Origin of the sequence: Actinokineospora baliensis (genome assembly GCF_016907695.1) — a bacterium.
GTDB classification, from domain to species: Bacteria; Actinomycetota; Actinomycetes; order Mycobacteriales; family Pseudonocardiaceae; genus Actinokineospora; species Actinokineospora baliensis.
This window is the reverse complement of record NZ_JAFBCK010000001.1, coordinates 5,984,358-6,001,847: the sequence shown is the minus strand read 5'-3', so window position 1 is coordinate 6,001,847 and position 17,490 is coordinate 5,984,358. Positions and strand designations below refer to the sequence as shown.

At 70.2% G+C, this 17,490-nt stretch carries 14 protein-coding genes and 2 pseudogenes; 8 read left to right on the top strand and 8 right to left on the bottom strand.

Annotated elements, in window-relative coordinates; translation table 11 throughout:
• Positions 1–12: 12 nt before the first annotated feature.
• Positions 13–594, bottom strand: a complete 582-nt coding sequence (locus tag JOD54_RS26700) for a hypothetical protein (RefSeq protein ID WP_204454393.1) — start codon at positions 592–594, stop codon at positions 13–15.
• Positions 595–730: 136 nt separating this feature from the next.
• Positions 731–2,191, bottom strand: a complete 1,461-nt coding sequence (locus tag JOD54_RS26695) for an SDR family NAD(P)-dependent oxidoreductase (RefSeq protein WP_204454391.1) — start codon at positions 2,189–2,191, stop codon at positions 731–733.
• Between the two features lie 139 nt (positions 2,192–2,330).
• Here JOD54_RS26695 and JOD54_RS26690 point away from each other — a divergent pair, with 139 nt between their 5' ends.
• Entirely contained in the window at positions 2,331–3,104 is a 774-nt protein-coding gene (locus tag JOD54_RS26690) for an enoyl-CoA hydratase/isomerase family protein (protein ID WP_204454389.1), read from the top strand.
• A 52-nt stretch (positions 3,105–3,156) separates the two neighbouring features.
• Here JOD54_RS26690 and JOD54_RS26685 read toward each other — a convergent pair whose 3' ends face one another.
• Positions 3,157–3,576 carry a DUF6319 family protein gene (locus JOD54_RS26685; RefSeq protein WP_204454387.1) on the bottom strand — a complete coding sequence of 140 codons (420 nt, stop codon included), beginning with the start codon at positions 3,574–3,576 and terminating at the stop codon, positions 3,157–3,159.
• A gap of 165 nt (positions 3,577–3,741) precedes the next feature.
• Here JOD54_RS26685 and JOD54_RS26680 point away from each other — a divergent pair, with 165 nt between their 5' ends.
• Positions 3,742–4,980, top strand: coding sequence for a GAF domain-containing sensor histidine kinase (locus tag JOD54_RS26680; RefSeq protein WP_307860295.1), 1,239 nt, complete (start codon positions 3,742–3,744; stop codon positions 4,978–4,980).
• Here JOD54_RS26680 and JOD54_RS26675 read toward each other — a convergent pair whose 3' ends face one another.
• The 4 genes and pseudogenes from JOD54_RS26675 to JOD54_RS26660 form a co-directional block, all read right to left on the bottom strand.
• Positions 4,981–5,367, bottom strand: a complete 387-nt coding sequence (locus tag JOD54_RS26675; RefSeq protein ID WP_204454385.1) for a response regulator — start codon at positions 5,365–5,367, stop codon at positions 4,981–4,983. It abuts the gene before it with no gap.
• A gap of 53 nt (positions 5,368–5,420) precedes the next feature.
• A pseudogene (locus JOD54_RS26670) lies at positions 5,421–6,665 on the bottom strand (FAD-dependent oxidoreductase); the annotation flags it as partial.
• Between the two features lie 30 nt (positions 6,666–6,695).
• Positions 6,696–7,727 carry a sensor histidine kinase gene (locus tag JOD54_RS26665; RefSeq protein WP_443601694.1) on the bottom strand — a complete coding sequence of 344 codons (1,032 nt, stop codon included), beginning with the start codon at positions 7,725–7,727 and terminating at the stop codon, positions 6,696–6,698.
• Entirely contained in the window at positions 7,724–8,410 is a 687-nt protein-coding gene (locus tag JOD54_RS26660; RefSeq protein ID WP_204454380.1) for a response regulator transcription factor, read from the bottom strand. The genes JOD54_RS26665 and JOD54_RS26660 overlap by 4 nt, the downstream gene beginning before the upstream one ends.
• Positions 8,411–8,573: 163 nt before the next feature.
• On the opposite strand from JOD54_RS26660, the gene hrpA reads away from it, so the two are divergent.
• From hrpA to JOD54_RS26640, 5 genes and pseudogenes are all read left to right on the top strand, one after another.
• Positions 8,574–12,479 (top strand): ATP-dependent RNA helicase HrpA, encoded by a 3,906-nt coding sequence (gene hrpA, locus JOD54_RS26655; protein ID WP_204454378.1) that lies wholly within the window; start codon positions 8,574–8,576, stop codon positions 12,477–12,479.
• A 72-nt stretch (positions 12,480–12,551) separates the two neighbouring features.
• Positions 12,552–12,707 (top strand): hypothetical protein, encoded by a 156-nt coding sequence (locus JOD54_RS26650; RefSeq protein ID WP_204454376.1) that lies wholly within the window; start codon positions 12,552–12,554, stop codon positions 12,705–12,707.
• An 883-nt stretch (positions 12,708–13,590) separates the two neighbouring features.
• Positions 13,591–13,773: pseudogene (locus JOD54_RS36085) on the top strand (helix-turn-helix transcriptional regulator); the annotation flags it as partial.
• 336 nt (positions 13,774–14,109) lie between these two features.
• On the top strand, positions 14,110–14,784 hold the full coding sequence (locus JOD54_RS34705) for a hypothetical protein (protein ID WP_239573518.1): 675 nt from the start codon (positions 14,110–14,112) through the stop codon (positions 14,782–14,784).
• Positions 14,777–15,310, top strand: a complete 534-nt coding sequence (locus JOD54_RS26640; protein ID WP_239573517.1) for a flavoprotein — start codon at positions 14,777–14,779, stop codon at positions 15,308–15,310. Before JOD54_RS34705 ends, JOD54_RS26640 begins: the two co-directional genes overlap by 8 nt.
• A 236-nt stretch (positions 15,311–15,546) precedes the next feature.
• On the opposite strand, the gene JOD54_RS26635 is transcribed toward JOD54_RS26640, so the two are convergent.
• Positions 15,547–16,458 carry an anti-sigma factor RsbA family regulatory protein gene (locus JOD54_RS26635; protein WP_204454372.1) on the bottom strand — a complete coding sequence of 304 codons (912 nt, stop codon included), beginning with the start codon at positions 16,456–16,458 and terminating at the stop codon, positions 15,547–15,549.
• Positions 16,459–16,701: 243 nt separating this feature from the next.
• Here JOD54_RS26635 and JOD54_RS26630 point away from each other — a divergent pair, with 243 nt between their 5' ends.
• A complete protein-coding gene (locus tag JOD54_RS26630; protein WP_204454370.1) occupies positions 16,702–17,472 on the top strand; it encodes an ion transporter in 771 nt (256 codons plus the stop codon).
• Positions 17,473–17,490: the final 18 nt, after the last annotated feature.

The following is a 17,490-nucleotide window of genomic DNA, read 5'->3' as shown; positions in this document are numbered from 1 at the left end:
TGTAGACGGTGCTCATGTGTTGTTGGTGGCGGTGACGGTCAGCGACTGCGAGACCGACTTCAGGCCCTTGGGCCACACGGTGTAGGTGTGCGTGGTCTTGCCGGGCGTGGTGTCGCACGGGAACGACAGCTCCAGTTGGCCCGACGCCGCGTAGTCGGTGCCGTAGGAGCCGTACATGGTGGGGCTGTCGACCGAGATCGCGGCGCCCTCGGCACCGGTGATCTTCCAGGCGATGACCACCGGCGCGCCGGGGGAGGAGAACGGAGCGCCCGGTTTGGCCAGCACCGGGCACGCGGGCTTGCTGACCACCGTGAAGCTGACGATCTTCGCCGCGGTGGCGACCGGTCGGGACGTCGTCGTGGTGACCCGGTGCGGGGTGGTCGTGGTCGTGGTGGCCTTGCCGGTCGTGGGCACCTTGCGGGTGGCCGACGACGCCTCGGACTCGGGGGTCGACGACGAGTCGTCGGTCGGCTTGGCCTGGGTCGTCGTGCCCAGGGTGGGCTGGTTGGCCGCATCGGCCGCCTGGACCGTGGTGCACCCCACAGCGCCGAAAGCCAACGCCGCGCCTAAAACCAAACCGCCCACTGCCTTCATCGTCCCCACCCCTGTTCCGATCGCGTTCTCTCCGTCTTACATCGACAAAGACGCGTTGGCGCAAGGGAGGTTGCGACACCTCACCAAGGCGCGATCACCAAGGCGCGATCACCAAGGCGCGATCACCAAGGCGCGATCACCAGGGCGCGGGCGCGTAGTCCTTCAAGAAGCAGCCGTGGATGTCCTCGCCCGCCTCGCCGCGCACGATCGGGTCGTACACCCGGGCCGCACCGTCCACCAAGTCCAGTGGCGCGTGGAAACCCTCGTCGGCCAACCGGATTTTGGTCGGGTGTGGACGTTCGTCGGTGATCCACCCGGTGTCCACAGCGGTCATCAGGATCCCGTCGGTGAGCATCTCCACCGAACTGGTGCGGGTCAGCATGTTCAGCGCCGCCTTCGCCATGTTCGTGTGCGGGTGCCCCGGTCCCTTGTACGCCCGGCTGAACTGGCCCTCCATCGCCGAGACGTTGACCACGTACTTGCGCCGCGCCGCCGCGGCGGCCATCGCCGGGCGCAGTCTGCTCACCAGGATGAACGGCGCCGTCTGGTTGCACAGCTGCACCTCGAGCAGCTCCAGCGGGTCGACCTCGTGCACGCGCTGCGTCCAGCTGTTCACCGCATGCAGGTCCGGCACCAGTCCGCCAGCGTCGATGGCGGTGTTCGCGGCGATCCGCTCCGGGGTCGCCGACCCCGCCGTCAGCGCCAGCGCGGTCAGCGGGTGCACCTCGTGCGGGGTGTGCTCGCCGCCGATCAGCGCGGCCGGGTGCGCCGCGCCGGAATCACCCAGCGTGATCATCTCGGGCAGCGCGCCCGCGGGCAGCGGGTCGGACTCGGCGGCCGCCAGCGGCGCGTAGGACCCGGGGGAGCGGCGCACGGTCTGCGCGGCGTTGTTGATCAGGATGTCCAGCGGCCCGCGCGCGGCCACCGCGTCGGCCAGTTCGACGACCTGCGCCGGGTCGCGCAGGTCGATGCCGACCACGCGCAGCCGGTGCAGCCAGTCCCCGGCGTCGGGCATCGCGGCGAAGCGGCGGACCGCGTCGCGCGGGAACCGGGTGGTGATCGTGGTGTGCGCGCCGTCGCGCAGCAGCCGCAGCGCGATGTACATGCCGATCTTGGCGCGGCCGCCGGTGAGCAGCGCGGTGCGGCCGGTGAGGTCGGTGCGCGCGTCGCGCTTGTCCCGGTTGAGCTCCGCGCAGCTCGGGCACAGCTGGTGGTAGAACGCGTCGACCTGGTGGTAGCGCTGCTTGCAGGTGTAGCAGGAACGGGCGCGCAGGAGGGTGCCCGCCGAGGCGCCCGGGGTGCTCGACACCAGCGGGATGCCCTGGGTCTCGTCGTCGATCCGGTTCGGCGCGCCGGTCGCGGTCGCCGCGGTGACCGCCCGGTCCGCCTCGGTGACCGCCGCGCGCCGCTCCGCCTTGCGCCGCCTGCGGACCTCCTTGAACACCCCCGCCGTGGCCCGCCGCACCGCGACCGCGTCCGGGTGCTCCGGCGGCAGTAACTCGACCTCGGCGAGCACGGCCAGGCACTCGCGCAGCCGCGCCGGGTCGATCCCGTCGCCAAGGCCGTCCCGCGTCGTCGCGTCCTGAGTCGCCGTCATGCCCATCCCCACCTCGGTGAGCCACCACTGTAGAAGCGCGCACCGACACCCCGGCGACCCGGTCCGAGCAGCCGCGTGATCGGCGGGCCGGTGGTCGGCGTGATAGCCATGAGCCAGGTCGGACACGAGGAGGAACGCCGTGGGTGTGGTGTTGGAGCGGGTCGGTGCGGTCGCGGTGCTCACGGTCGACGACCCGCCGTTGAACCTCTACACCGTCGCGCTGCACGAGGGGTTCGCCGCCGCGCTCGACGACATCGAGGCGAACCCGCCGCGAGCGGTGCTCATCCGGGCGACCGGCGAGATCGTCAGCGGGGGCGTCGACGTGGCCCTGTTCGCGGCGCAGCGTTCGGCGGACGAGGCGAAGGCGCTGTTCGACGTGATGCGGGAGCTTCCCGAGCGCATCGCCGCGCTCGACTGCCCGACCGTGTTCGCCGCCCACGGGCTCTGCCTGACCTGGGCGTTCGAGGTGGCGTTGGCGTGCGACCTGCTGTTGGCCGTGCAGCACGCCCGGTTCGGCCTGGTGGAGAGCGTCATCGGCGTGACCCCGACGATGGGCGGCACCCAGCGGCTCGCCGCTCGCGCGGGCGTCGCCAGGGCCAAGGAGATGGTGCTCACCGGCGACAAGTACGACGCCGAGACCTTGAACGCCTGGAACGTCGTCAACGAGGTCTTCCCCGAAGAGGAGTTCGAGGAGGCCGCGCTCTCGTACACGACGCTGCTCGCCGAGGGGCCGACCTGTGCACACGCGGCCACCAAGCAGATCCTGCGCCACTACGAGACCGGCGGGCTCCCTGAAGCGAACGCCAACACCACTGCGATCGCCTCAGCCTTCTTCGACACCGACGACCTGCGCGAAGGTGTCCGCTCGTTCCTCGCCGAGGGCGCTGGACGGGCCAAGTTCACGGGCCGGTAGACGGCAAGAGGGCCGCCCACCCTCGGGTGGACGGCCCTCCTCGTGATCGGACTCAGCCCTCTTGCAGGTCGGCCAGCGCTGCCTTGACCTTGGACAGCTCCGCCTCGAGCTCCTCCATCCGCGCGCGGTGCTGCTCACGCGCGGCGTCGATCACCGTCTCGATGGCCTTGGAGATGTCCTCGTGCAGTTCGGCGGCGGCCCGCGACACGGCGGCCGCGGGGACGCTGAGGCCCTGCAGCACGCGCTTGCCCGCCTGGCTGAGCTCGGCCTGCCACTCGCCCTCGGCGGTGCCGGTGACGGTGAGGGTCAACTCCACCGTGCGGGTCTTCTTCGCGGTGCTCTGGGCGCGCGGCGCCCTCGGCTTCTTCGCGGGTTGCTCCGCGACGGCCACCTGCTCGGGCGCTGCGGCGGGGGTCGACGACTCGTCGGTCGCCACGGTCTCCGCCTGCTCGATCTCGGTCTCGGTGGACAAGATCCACTCCCTCTCACGACGCCTGGTGAATCCGGTGAATTAGAACACTCGTTCGCCTGTTCGAGATCGCCGGGTCGGCTTCCCGCCGGTGTCACTCGATCGGGCGTACCTCCGGTCCGGGGGTGAACGGCCAGGTCAGCGCCTCGATACTCGGTGGGGAGATCGGTGGCGAGGGGAGGGGGCCGGGTGTCCGGTGCCGGGTGGGACTCCGAGATCCAGCGGCTGGCCGCGGTCAAGGCGCTGCGCCTGCTCGACACCCCGCGCGAGGAGCGCTTCGACCGGATCACCCGGCTCACCCAGCGCCTGCTCGGCGTGCCGATCGCCCTGGTCAGCCTGGTCGACGTGGACCGCCAGTGGTTCAAGTCCTGCGTGGGCCTCGACGCCGAGCAGACCCACCGCAGCGTCTCCTTCTGCTCGCACGCCATCACCGAGCCGACCATGATGGAGATCCCGGACGCCACCGCTGACCCGCGCTTCGCCGACAACCCGCACGTCGTCGGCGACCCGCACATCCGCTTCTACGCCGGTCAGCCCATCGCCGGGCCCTCCGGCCACCTGGTCGGCACGCTGTGCGTGGTCGACATGGCGCCCCGCAGGCTCGACGACGCCGAGCGCGAGCTCCTGCGCGACCTCGCGGCCTGGGTGGAACTGGAGTGCGCGGTCGTGCAGGCCTCCCAGTGGGAGCACGAGGCCGTCCGCGCCCGCACCGACTTCGTCTCGGTGCTCAGCCACGAGCTGCGCACCCCGCTGACCTCCATCCGCGGCTCCCTGGAGCTGGCCCTCTCCGGCGACTTCGGCGACCTCGCGCCACCGCACCGCAGGCTCGTGACCATGGCCGCCCGCAACGCCGACCGCCTGGTCCGGATGTCCACCGATGTCCTCGACCTGCACCGGATGCGCCGCGGCGACCTGCGGTTGAGCTTCGCCGCGGTGTCGCTGGCCGAGGTGGTCGACCAGGCGGTGCACTCGGTGGACCACGCCAGCCGCACGGGGAAGGTCCCGATCGCCGTCACCTGCCCCGCCCTGCACCTGCGGGGCGACGCCGACCGCCTGGTGCAGGTGCTGACCAACCTGCTGGCCAACGCGGTGCGCGTGTCGGAGCCGGGTACGAAGGTGGAGGTGGCGGCCGACCACCGGGGCAACTGGACCACGGTGACCGTGCGAGACCGGGGACCGGGGGTGCCCGCCGAGCACCTCGAGGCGATCTTCGAGCCGTTCGTGCAGTTCGAGGTGCCCAAGCAGCGGCAGGCGGGCAGCGCTGGGCTGGGGCTGGCGATCACCAGGGGGATCGTGGAGGCGCACGGCGGGTCGATTCGGGCGTTCCCCGCGGACGGCGGCGGCAGCGTGTTCGAGGTGCGGTTGCCCGCGGACGGGCCAGAGGACGAAGACCGGCCCTGGTGGTGACTACCAGCCGAGGATCAGCGCGACCTCGGCGCCGATCCGGCGCGGGTCGAAGGGCTTGGACAGGACCGCGGCGGCGCCCAGGGCGCAGAGCCGCTGGTTGAGGTCCGGCTCGGCCGCGCCGGTCACGAACACGACCGGTACGGCACAGGTGCTGGGGTCGGCGCGCAGCGCGGCGAGGACGCCGGGGCCGTCGAGGACCGGCATGTCCACATCGAGCAGGACGGCGTCCGGGGCATCCATCCTGCAGCGCTCCAGGGCCTCGATGCCCGAGGTGACCGCTTGGACGTCCCAGCCTTGATAGGTGGTCAGACACATCTCCATGAGGTCGACCAAGTCCTCGTCGTCGTCCACGACGAGGACGCGCATTGCCCGCTCAGGTGCCACCATCCCCACATTGTGGGGGCAAGCTCGGGAAACGGCAGCGCTTTCGATCGGCGGCCTTAATAGCCGTCCAGGATCGCCTTGGCGGTGCGGCGGCCCGAGACCAACGCGCCCTGGATGGACGGGGTGTCCCGGTGGTCGCCACACACGTGGAGGTTGTCGCCCAGGGCGGTGGCCCGGCGCAAGGGGCCAGTGTGGACAGGCAGCGCTTCCGGGATCCGGTAAGTGCGAACGTGTTCCCACGCTGTGGTGTCCTGGTGGTAGATCGCCGCGAGGTGTGCGCGCACCGCGGCCTCACCCGGGTCCTCTATGCCCAAGACGGTCGAGGAGACCAAAGTGGCACCAGGGGCGTATTCGGGTGCGGCGTTGGTCAACACGATCGTGTTGATGACCGGGCCGCGGTGATCTCCGTCGATGGTGATCGCGGCTTCGGGGATCGGGGGGAAGTCCGCCAAGTGGTAGTAGGTGAGGCACCCACGGGTTGCGGGGGCCGGGACGCGGTCGCCCAAGAGCCGGTGTGCCGCCGTCCCGTTCACCGCGACGACCACGTGGCGGGCGGTGATGGTGCCGAAATCCCCTGTGACGCGGCCGGGTTCGACCTCGCGGATCGGGTAGCTGTACTTGATGGCGTCCAGCGGTAGTCCCGCCGCGAGTTGGTCCGGGATGGCGCGCATACCAGCTGCCGGTACGCCTATAGGGCCGCGCGCGAACGAACGGACCACGAACTCGGCGAAGCGACTAGGGACGGTGAGGTCCGGGTCGAGGAAGACTCCCGCGAGGAACGGGCGGACAAATCGTTCATAGAGCGGGCCTGTGATGCCGTAGTCGGCCAGCCGGACTCGGAACGGGCGGTCGTCGCGATCGCGCAGTGTCTTGGCCGGGGCCGCGGCGAGAGCTGCCGCGTAGGCGCCGAGCATCATCTTGCGGGTGAGCGAGCCGACAGGGGCACGCAGCGTGTCGCGCAACCGGCTCGGCTCGCGGACCGGGTCCGCGAGCAGGTGCAGTCCCGCAGCGTCGCTGACCATCGCCGCGGGGAGGAACGGGCGCAGGTCGAGCGCGTCCACGTCGAGCAGTTCGCGGACGGCGGGGTAACCGGCGTTGAGGACCTGGAAGCCGCGGTCGAGCAGCAACCCGCGCACCCGGTCGGTCCGCACCCGGCCACCGGGGGCCTCGTCCGCGTCGACCACCACGACCTCGCGGCCCGCCGCGGTGAGCGTCTTGGCCGCAGCCAGCCCGGCCAGTCCCGCGCCCACTACGACGATGTCGGTCTCCGTTGCCACGCCCGCCACCGTACCGAGGGGAACCGGGCGGCCGGACCGTCCGACACGGACTCGCTAGCCGGGCAGGGTGATCCGGATGCGGCAACCCCGGGTGGAGTCGACGACCGCGATCGTGCCGCCGTGCAGCTCCACCACCCAGCGGGCGATGGACAGGCCGAGCCCGGTGCCGCCGCCGCGGGCCTTCTCACCCCGGGTGAAGCGGCGGAACACCAGGTCGCGTTCGGCGACGGCGATGCCGGGCCCCTCGTCGCGGACCTCCAGCAGCACGCCAGCCGTCGAGCGGGCCGCGCTGACCCAGACCCGGCCGTCGGCAGGCCCGTGCCGGACGGCGTTGTCGAGCAGGTTGACCAGCACCTGGTGCAGCCGCTCGCGGTCGGCGGCCACCGTGTGCGCGTCGGGGGCGACGGTGGTGGTGAACCGGATCGAGCGGCCAACCGCGGCCGCGTTGACCTCGGCCTCGGCGACCACCTCGGCCAGCAGCGGCTCGACCTCGACGTCCTCGCGGGGCAGCGGGTGCGCGCCCGCGTCGATCCGGGACAGGTCGAGCAGCTCGGTCACCAGCCTGCTCAGCCGCTCCGCCTGGGCGAGCGCGGTGCGCATGGTCGCCGGGTTCGGCTCGCTCACCCCGTCCACCACGTTCTCCAGCACCGCCCGCAGCGCCGCGATCGGGGTGCGCAGCTCGTGCGAGACGTTGGCGATCAGCTCGCGCCGGTTGCGGTCGGCCGCCTCCAGGTCGGCACTCATCTGGTTGAACGCCCGGCCCAGCTCGCCGACCTCGTCGCGGGCGGTGACCCGGATCCGGCGCGAGTAATCGCCCCTGGCCATCGCCTTGGCCGCGGAGGTCATGTCGCGCAGCGGCCTGGTCATCCCGTGCGCCAGCACCTGCGACACCACCACCGCGCCGACGATCGCGATGACCGAGTTCGTCGCCGGGATCCAGCCCACGTCCAGCCAGAAGTAGGCCAGGCCGACGGTGCCGGAGGCGACCAGCAGGATGCAGATCTTCAACTTCATCGAGCGGACCGGGTCCAGCGGGCGGGGCAGCAGCTCCAGCACCGTCAGCGCCCGGCCGCGCAGCGTGCTCACCCGGCCACCTCCAGCGCGTACCCCACCCCGTGCACGGTCCGGATCAGGTCGGCGCCCAGCTTGCGGCGCAGCGCCTTGACGTGGCTGTCCACGGTCCGGGTGCCCGCCGCGTCACCCCAGCCCCAGATCTCGGCGAGCAGCCGCTCCCTGGGCTGCACCGCACGCGGCCGGGCGGCCAGGTAGGCCAGGAGGTCGAACTCGATCGGGGTCAGGTGCGCGGCCACCCCGGCCCGGCGGACCCGCCGCTGCACCGGGTCGACCTCCAGGTCGCCGACCACGGTCATCGCCTGGTCCGGGTCCGCCTGCGCGGCCCGCTCCACCCGGCGCAGCAGCGCGTGCACCCTGGCCACCAGCTCCCGCGGCGAGAACGGCTTGGTCATGTAGTCGTCGGCGCCCACGCCGAGCCCGACCAGCAGGTCGGTCTCGTCGTCGCGGGCGGTGAGCATGAGCACCGGGACCGGGCGGCGCGCCTGCACCCGGCGGCACACCTCCAGCCCGTCGAACCCCGGCAGCATCACGTCGAGCACCACCAGGTCCGGCCGCGCCCGCTCGGCGGTCTCGACCCCGGCCGGGCCGTCGTGGGCCAGGTCCACCTCGAAGCCCTCGGCGCGCAGCCTGGCCGCGACCGACTCGGCGATGGTGAGCTCGTCCTCGACCACCAGGACCCGGCGCTTGTTCCCCATGGGGTGACTGTAAGCACCGCGTGTGCGCCAGTCCCGCGCGGCTTGTGGAGGTTGTGTGCAGGTGAGCCGCCGGGACCGGGTGAGCCGCCAGGACCGGGTGAGCCGCCGCACCGGATAAACCGAGGTGAACCCGACCCGGGGCATTGCCTAGGCTTGGGGGCAAATGAGTACCGACACCACGGTGGGTCTCGCCGACCTGCGCGCCGCCCTGCCCGAGCTCATGCTCAAGGACGAGCGGCGGCTGGCGCGCAGGCTCGACGGGCTGCGCAAGACCAGGGACCCGCAGCGCAGGCAGGCCACCCTCGGCAAGGTGGCCGAAGAGGTCGAAGCTGCCCGCGCGCGCGTCGAGCGCCGCCGCACCTCGGTACCCGCGCTGAAGTACCCGGCGGAGCTGCCGGTCAGCCAGCGCCGCGACGACATCCTCGTCGCCATCCGCGACAACCAGGTCGTCATCGTCGCCGGGGAGACCGGGTCCGGGAAGACCACCCAGCTGCCCAAGATCTGCCTGGAGCTCGGGCGCGGGGTGCGCGGGTTCATCGGGCACACCCAGCCGCGCCGGATCGCCGCGCGCACCGTCGCCGAGCGGGTCGCCGAGGAGGTCGGCACACCGCTGGGGGAGACGGTCGGCTGGAAGGTCCGGTTCACCGACCAGGTCGGCGACCGCACCCTGGTCAAGCTGATGACCGACGGCATCCTGCTGGCCGAGATCCAGAACGACCGGCTGCTCTCGGCCTACGACACGATCATCATCGACGAGGCGCACGAGCGCAGCCTCAACATCGACTTCCTGCTCGGCTACCTGGCCAGGCTGCTGCCGAGGCGACCGGACCTCAAGGTCGTGATCACCTCGGCGACGATCGACCCGGAGCGGTTCTCCCGGCACTTCGGCGACGCCCCGATCGTGGAGGTGTCCGGCCGCACCTACCCGGTGGAGGTCCGCTACCGGCCGCTGGTCGACCCGGAGGACCCCGACGCCGACCCGGACCGCGACCAGACCCAGGGCATCCTCGACGCCGTCGACGAGCTCTGCGCGGAGGGGCCGGGCGACATCCTGGTGTTCCTCTCCGGCGAGCGCGAGATCCGCGACACGGCCGAGGCGCTCGCGGGTCGGAACCTGCGCGGCACCGAGATCCTGCCGCTGTACGCGCGGCTCTCCAGCGGCGAGCAGCACAAGGTCTTCCAGCCGCACAGCGGTCGCCGGGTCGTGCTGGCCACCAACGTCGCCGAGACCTCGCTGACCGTGCCGGGCATCAAGTACGTCGTCGACCCCGGTACCGCGCGCATCTCCCGCTACAGCAACCGGCTCAAGGTGCAGCGGCTGCCGATCGAACCGGTCTCGCAGGCCTCGGCCAACCAGCGCAAGGGCCGCTGCGGGCGCACCTCGGACGGCATCTGCGTCCGGTTGTACGCCGAGGACGACTTCCTGGCCCGGCCCGAGTTCACCGACCCGGAGATCCTGCGCACCAACCTGGCCTCGGTCATCCTGCAGATGAGCGCCGCCGACCTGGGTGAGATGGCGGACTTCCCGTTCATCGACCCGCCGGACCGCCGCCACATCGCCGACGGGGTGCAGTTGCTGCAGGAACTGGGCGCGCTGGACCCGGCGGAGAAGGACCCGGCCAAGCGGCTCACCGCGCTGGGCCGCAAGCTCGCCCAGCTGCCGGTGGACCCGCGGTTGGCGCGCATGGTGATCGAGGCCGACCAGGCCGGGTGCGTCACCGAGGTCATGGTCATCGCGGCCGCGCTGTCCATCCAGGACCCGCGCGAGCGGCCGCAGGAGAAACAGCAAGCGGCGGCGGAGAAGCACGCCCGCTTCGCCGACCCGGACTCGGACTTCGTCAGCTACCTGAACCTGTGGCAGTACGTGCGCGAACAGCAGAAAGAGCTGTCCGGCAACAGGTTCCGCAAGCAGTGCAAGGCGGAGTTCCTGAACTACCTGCGGATCCGCGAGTGGCAGGACATCCACTCCCAGCTGCGCCAGGTCGCCCGCCAGCTCGGCGTCACCGCCAACGAGGTGCCCGCGGCGCCGCAGAACGTCCACATAGCACTGCTGTCGGGGTTGTTGTCGCACATCGGGTTCCGCGACCCGGCAGGCAAGGAGTACGTCGGCGCCCGCAACGCGAAGTTCGCCATCTTCCCCGGTTCGGCGCTGTTCAAGAAACCCCCGCGCTGGGTGATGTCGGCGGAACTGGTGGAGACGACCAGGCTGTGGGGCCGGATCTGCGCCAGGATCGAGCCGGAGTGGGTCGAGCCGCTCGCCGGGCACCTGCTCAAGCGCACCTACAGCGAACCGCACTGGGAGGCCAAGCAGGGCTCGGTCGTGGCCACCGAGCGGGTGACCCTCTACGGGCTGCCGATCGTGGTCGACCGCAAAGTCCACTACGGACAGATTGACCCGGAGATGTCGCGGGACCTGTTCCTGCGCAACGCCTTGGTCGAGGGGGACTGGCAGACCCGCCACCACTTCTTCCGCGACAACCGCGCATTGCTGCGCGAGGTGGAGGAACTCGAGCACCGGGCCCGCCGCCGCGACATCCTGGTCGACGACGAGACCCTGTTCCAGTTCTACGACCAGCGCGTCCCGGCTGACGTCGTCTCCGCCAGGCACTTCGACACCTGGTGGAAGAAGGCCCGCCACGAGGCCCCGGACCTGCTCACCTTCTCCAAGTCCATGCTGGTCAACGACACCACGGGCGACATCAGCGAGCAGGACTTCCCCGACGCGTTGCGCCAACAGGGGTTGACCTTACCGCTGACCTACCGCTTCGAGCCGGGCCGCGCCGACGACGGCGTCACCGCGAAGGTCCCGATCGCGGTGCTCAACCAGCTCGCAGGCGACGGGTTCTCGCTGCAGGTCCCCGGTCAACGCGAAGAGGTCGTCACCGCGTTGATCCGCTCGCTGCCCAAACCCCTGCGCCGCAACTTCGTCCCCGTGCCGGACTTCGCGAAAGCCGTCGTCGCCCGCCTGCGCGCCGACGAGGAGTCCCTGCCCGAGGCGATCGGCCGCGAACTGCGCGCGCTCACCGGCGTCGTGATCCCCCGCGACGCCTGGCAGCTCTCCGCCGTGCCCGACCACCTGCGCACCACCTTCCAGATCGTCGACGGCGAGAAGACCCTGGCGCAGGGCAAGGACCTGACCGCGCTCAAAGACCAGCTCAAGACCCAACTTCGCGCGTCGCTGGCCGAAGCCACGGTGGACCTGGAGAAGCGCGGCCTGACCACGTGGACGATCGGCGCGCTGCCGAAGGTCGCCCGCACCCAGCAGAACGGGCTCGTCGTCACCGCGTACCCGGCGCTGGTCGACGAGGGCGCGACGGTGGCGGTCCGCATGCTCGACACGGTGGCCGACCAGCGGGCCGCGATGTGGCAGGGCACCCGCAGACTGCTGCTGCTCACCGTCCCCGCCCCCACCAAGTACGTCATCCGGTCGCTGTCCAACCAGGCGAAACTCGCCCTCTCGCACAACCCGCACGGCGGCGTCCCAGCCCTGCTGGCCGACTGCGTCGACGCCGCCGTCGACCACCTGATGACCACTGCGGGCGGCCCGGCCTGGACCGAAGCGGCCTTCACCACCCTGCGCGAGCACGTCCGACGCGGCCTCAACGAAACCACCGTCGAAGTGCTCGACCGGGTCCGCAAGGTCGTCATCGCCTGGAACGAGGTCCAAGCCCGACTGGACCGCACCAAGGGCCCGATCTTCGTCGAGCCCCTGCGCGACCTGCGCGAACAACTAGCGGGCCTGGTCTTCCCCGGCTTCGCCACCGCCACCGGCCTCACCCGCCTGCCCGACCTGGAACGCTACCTGCGCGCGATGGACCGCAGACTGGACAAACTCCCCGAACGCCCAGACCGCGACCGGACCTGGATGCACACCGTCCAAGACCTCGAAGACGCCTACCACGAGGCCGTCGAGCGGCTGCGGCCCAGCGCCAGGGAAGCACCGGAGGTGCGGGAGATCTGGTGGATGATCGAGGAGCTGCGGGTGAGCTACTTCGCCCAGACCCTCGGCACACCGGGGCCCGTGTCGGACAAGCGCATCCTCAAGGCGATCGAGGCCATCTCCGGGTGAGCGGGCGGGTCTAGCGCGGTGCGGACTGGACTGCGCGCCCCCAGAAGCGCCGGGGGTGCGGAGATCCGGTGGATGGTCGAGGAGTTGGGCTACTTCGCCCTGTCCTTCGGCACGCCGGGGCTGGTGTCGGATGGACGCATCCGTGAGGCTGCCCGGTTGGCGTGCGGGGTTGGCGCGGGACGGCTGGTCGGCGCGGCAGGGGAAGCGCCGGGGTGCGCTGGTGGGTGATCGAGAGGCTGCGACATCCGCTTCGCGGCAGGCCCGCTGCGGCCCTGGGGTTCGAATCCGACAAGCCCGACCAGGACCGCCCCTACTCGAACAATCGTCTCTAGGGACAAGGTCAAGCAGGTCAGTTCAGGTCACACCGGTTGCCCCGGTCTCCGTCAGGAGGCCGGGGCTTCCTGCTGTCTGGGGCATGTCCTGTGGCTCCGTGAGCCACAGAGGTAGGTCACCCTGCCGGGGACTGCCCTCCGTCCCGTGGACGGGACTGTTGCTCCCGAAACGTCTTCCGCGTCACGGGCTCCGAGTCATCTTGTTCTGCGGCCCGCAATGTCTTGTAGCCAACTGCTCACCGGTGGCCATGATCGCAAGTGCGCCGCAGCTGCCGGGTGAGTTCCCGAGCTACCTCGGCCCTGGGTGACAGGTGTCCACTCTCGAGGAGGACAACAGATCCACAGGGCATCGGTGTAGCGCCGGACATGGCGAGTGCCCACCAGACCCACCAGAGCGCCGTCCGGATCGACCAACAACCGGAACCCCCACCCGGCATCTTGGACCAGTACCAGGTCAGACAACTCGGGATACCTGAGCAGTGCATCGGCAACGGTGATGCCCGATCCAGACATGGTGCGGCTCCCGCAAGGCTCAGTCAGCAGGTCGGCGACACCCGGCACTAGCGACCACACCCCCGCACACCGGGGTCATGGACGTGGCTCAGTCGTCCTGTACGGGAGGGGGCTCAACTAGTACCGGGTGTCTTGGTTTTGACCATTGCGGTTCGCGCGGGCTGGATACAGCGCACTTGAGCGGCATTCCGGCGACACGAACTATGCACAACCACCTATGAACTGCGTAAACGACTGCCTACTGACCGTGTGGGACACTGAAGGGCATGGCACCGCCCCGTTCCCCTCTGGCCCGGCTGCGTAAGGCAGCGGGTTACACCCAGGAGAGCTTGGCCGCGAAACTGCACATCGACCGCATAACCGTCTACCGCTGGGAAGCCGGACGCAACGAGCCCCAGCCTTACTTGTGGCCCAAGCTAGCCGCGCTGCTCGGAATGGACCGAAGTGAGCTACAGGCGTTGTTCGGGTCGTCCCGGGTTCGCAGCAGTCCGTCCCCCGTGGCTCATCCATCGCAGTCGCCACCGGTACTCGGTCCTCTGCGCCGGATGCTGGCAGGTGGGCAGACCGACCACTTGCCAGATGGGGTGGCGCTAGCCCCGCTCGTCAACCAGGCGCACCAGCTTTACCAGCACGCTGACTACGAGGCCACAGCCCGACTCCTACCCCCGCTACTGCTCCAGCTGGACAACCAGACTGCGAGCCGTACTGCGGCCGTGCGGACTGCTAGCAGCTACATCGCGGCTGCCAAGTTGGCCACCAAGCTCGGGGATGTGCACACGGCATGGGTGACCGCTGACCGGGCACAACGAGCCGCCCGGGAAGCCGATGCCCCGGCTCTGATCGCCGCAGCCCGCTACCAGGTGGCCTGTGCCCAGCTGCGCAGCGGCCATCTCGCCGATGCCCAGGACACTGCTGCCAGCGCTGCGGATGAGTTGGCTTCTGCGCGGCAGCAGGAAGACGGTCGGCTGATCGTCTCGGCTCGCGGTTCGCTCCTCCTGCTGTCGGCAGTAATGGCCGCCCGCAGTGAGCAACGCCGGAGCGCTCGGGAACTGCTGACCCAGGCCCACCAGCTGGCCGATGACCTCGGTGGTGACGGCAATTGGTTGTGGACCGGCTTCGGCCGTACCAACGTGGCCATCCACGAGCTGACTGTTGCCGTACAGCTCGGTGACGATGACCAAGCTCAAGAGCTCAGCGCAGCACTGGACACCGACCGCTTGCCCCTGGTGCTCATCGGCCGCCGCTCCCAGGTACACCTGGATCTCAGCCGCGCCGCTACCAACAGACAGGATGACGGCCTAGCCGTACTGCACCTACTCGAAGCGGAACGGGTCGCCAAGCAAGCCGTCTCTCGCAACGTAGGAGCCCACGAAGTCATCCGGACATTGCTCGGTCGGGAGCAGCGCAACAGCACTCCGGGGCTGCGGGCACTCGCCCAGCGGGCAGGTGTCCATGTCTGATCCGGTGCTGTACCTGGTCGGCTGTGCCGCACCACCTATCCGCGACCTGGGCAGCCTCATTGCTCTCGTTCAGCCTCTCGGTTGGCGGGTCTGCGTGATCCCCACGCCGACAGCTGCCGAGTGGATCGATCTGCAAGCCTTGGCCGCACAGACCGGCTTCCCGGTACAGAGCACACCACGTCACCCTGACGATTCCCGATCACTCCCGAAAGCTGATGCTGCGCTGGTCTGTCCTGCAACCTTTAACACGGTGAACAAATGGGCAGCGGGCATCTCTGACAACTTCGCCCTGGGAGTGCTCAACGAAGCTCTCAGCTTCCGGATTCCTACCTACCTTGCACCTTACGTCAAGTCAACCCTGGCAGCCCATCCGGCCTTTGGGGAGAGTTTGGCCAAATTGGAGCAGTGGGGTGTGACCGTGCTGGAGAATGAGTTGGTGCGGCCAGAGGAGGCGGGAAAATCGTTCTTGTGGGAACGGGTGACCAGTGCAGTGGATTTCTACCTAAAGGGAGTTAGGCCTGGCTGACCGGGTGAGTGTCGTGGTGACTGGCGCAGTCGGATTGGCCAGCCTTCGAGCTACGGTATTCACGAGCTCTAAAACGCGCCAAACATCGGCCGCAGTGGCTGAAAGTACAGCGAAAGCCGCAGAGCGATTGGCCCCAGTTGGATGGCTACCAAGTTGCCGTTGAAGTCCCGTTCACGCATCCACGGACCAGCGGTCCCATGCTTGACGTGCATGGGGCGATCGAGGCCATCAGCGGGCTAGCGGCGGACGTGGAGGCGGACGGTGGTGCCCTGGGTTTCGCGGGAGCGGATGGTCACCAGGTCGCACAGCTGGTTGGCCAGCCACACCCCCCGGCCGCCCTGGATGGAGGCCAGGGGGGCGATCCTGCCGACCAGGGGGTTGGCGATGTGGCCGCTGTCGGTGATCTCGCAGACCAGGGTGTCGGCGTCGGTCCACAGGCGCAGGGTGCCGCGTTCGCCGCCGTGGCAGATGCTGTTGGTGACCATCTCGTTGGTGGCCAGGGTGAGGTCGAGCGCCCTGGCCCGGGGGATGCCGAACTGCTTGGCGCGCACGCCGACCAGGTCGCGCAGTTCGGGCAGGTCGTCGAGGCAGAAGTGGACCATGTCGGTCACCTCGGCGGGCGCGGGCAGGTCGGCGGCGAAGTGGTGGTGGGCGTAGCCGTGGTCGAACACCGGGCTCACCGCGCGGGCGCCGTCGACGACCACCGGGTGGGTGTGGGCGACGGCGTCGAGCACGGCCGCGGGCAGCGCGGTGCCGTCGAACAGGCAGCCCAGCCGCAGCGTCGCGGCCTCCTCGAAGGCCAGGTTGATCAGCGCCTCGTGCAGGATCACCTCGGCGTACTCGGCCTCGGCGCGACCGGTCCACGCGGACTCGGCGACGCCGCGGGCCGGGCGGTCGGTGACGTGCGCGCGGATGGTGGGGATCAGCCGCGCCGGGTTGCGGCCGACCTCGCGGGCGTCGATGAAGGTGACCTCGTCGGCGCGGGCGCCCAGCGCCTCGCGCAGCAGCTTGTCGCCCTGCGGCGGCAGCACCGCGAACACCGCTTCACCCGCCAGCAGCCCCTCCCGCGCGAAGCCCGCCGCGGCGTCCAGGTAGCCCGGTTCGTCGCGGTAGACCAGTGCCTCGTGGGCGAAACCCGGTGCGCTCATGCGGTCACGTCCTCGAACCGGGGGCTGGGGACCGGGTGCCCATCGCCCAAAGGGGGAGTCGGAGTTCGGCCGAATCCTACCCGGGCGGTGCCACCGCGGCGACCGAACCGCTGGTACCGGGCAACCGATCGACGGCCGTTGTGGTGGGGGAGTAACGAGTCGAGTCCTTTATGGACACTGAAAGGCGGGGTGGAAAAGCACCCGCGAGTGGCCGCGCGCGGGGCGGCGTGAAAGGTTTCCACCATGGTCATCAGCCCGCCGCGCAAGCACCGCGTCTCGCTGGACGACTGGGTGATGCTCCTGTTGGCCCTGTTCGCGGTGGGCCTGCTGGTCTACCTCAAGTTCTGGCACCCACCAGCCGACCGGGCCCGGCTGATCACCTGGGTCGACCGCGGCCTGTGCGCGGTGTTCGCCGTCGAGTTCCTCGCGCGCTGGTGGTCGGCGGGCTTCACCCGCCGGTTCGTGCTGGTCAACTGGTACGACCTGGTCGGCATGGTGCCGGTCGCCAGCCTGTGGTTCCGGGCTTTCCGGTTGTTGCGCGTGGTGCGCATCGGCGTCCAGTTGACCCGGCTGCGGCGACCGGTCGACCGGTCGGTCGGCGAGGAGTTGGCGCACCGGGCGATGGCGCGCTTCGGCGGCGTCCTGATCGACGTGGTGAAGAAGCCGCTGACGGTGGCGGTGCTGGAGGAGGTTGTGTCCGTTCTGCGGACCGGGCACTACGCGCGCAACCTGGCCAGCGCGCTGGAGGAGAACCGCGCCGAGATCCGCGCGATGGTGCTGGAGAAGATCCGGCAGGACCCGCAGGCTGGCCTGTTCCGGCGGATGCCGTTCCACGACGAGGTCGTCGGCACCGTCACCGACGCCACCGTGCGCGTGGTCCTGGAGATGCTGGCCGACCCGCGCACCGACGAGCTCATCTCGGACCTGCTGCGGGAGAACATCGAGCAGATCCGGGCCGCGGTGCGCGCCGACGCGCACAAGAACCTGCCGGAGCCCGACCCGCCCGACCGGTGATCGCTGCCATGATGGCCG

What these genes read in the sequence shown, in the direction of transcription:
- JOD54_RS26675 (WP_204454385.1), bottom strand. Translation starts at nt 5,367, where the DNA reads ATGGTGGCACCTGAGCGGGCAATGCGCGTCCTCGTCGTGGACGACGAC.
- JOD54_RS26700 (WP_204454393.1), bottom strand. Translation starts at nt 594, where the DNA reads ATGAAGGCAGTGGGCGGTTTGGTTTTAGGCGCGGCGTTGGCTTTCGGC.
- JOD54_RS26650 (WP_204454376.1), top strand. Translation starts at nt 12,552, where the DNA reads ATGGTCGAGGAGTTGGGCTACTTCGCCCTGTCCTTCGGCACGCCGGGG.
- JOD54_RS26695 (WP_204454391.1), bottom strand. Translation starts at nt 2,191, where the DNA reads ATGACGGCGACTCAGGACGCGACGACGCGGGACGGCCTTGGCGACGGG.
- JOD54_RS26640 (WP_239573517.1), top strand. Translation starts at nt 14,777, where the DNA reads ATGTCTGATCCGGTGCTGTACCTGGTCGGCTGTGCCGCACCACCTATC.
- JOD54_RS26660 (WP_204454380.1), bottom strand. Translation starts at nt 8,410, where the DNA reads ATGGGGAACAAGCGCCGGGTCCTGGTGGTCGAGGACGAGCTCACCATC.
- hrpA (WP_204454378.1), top strand. Translation starts at nt 8,574, where the DNA reads ATGAGTACCGACACCACGGTGGGTCTCGCCGACCTGCGCGCCGCCCTG.
- JOD54_RS26630 (WP_204454370.1), top strand. Translation starts at nt 16,702, where the DNA reads ATGGTCATCAGCCCGCCGCGCAAGCACCGCGTCTCGCTGGACGACTGG.
- JOD54_RS26635 (WP_204454372.1), bottom strand. Translation starts at nt 16,458, where the DNA reads ATGAGCGCACCGGGTTTCGCCCACGAGGCACTGGTCTACCGCGACGAA.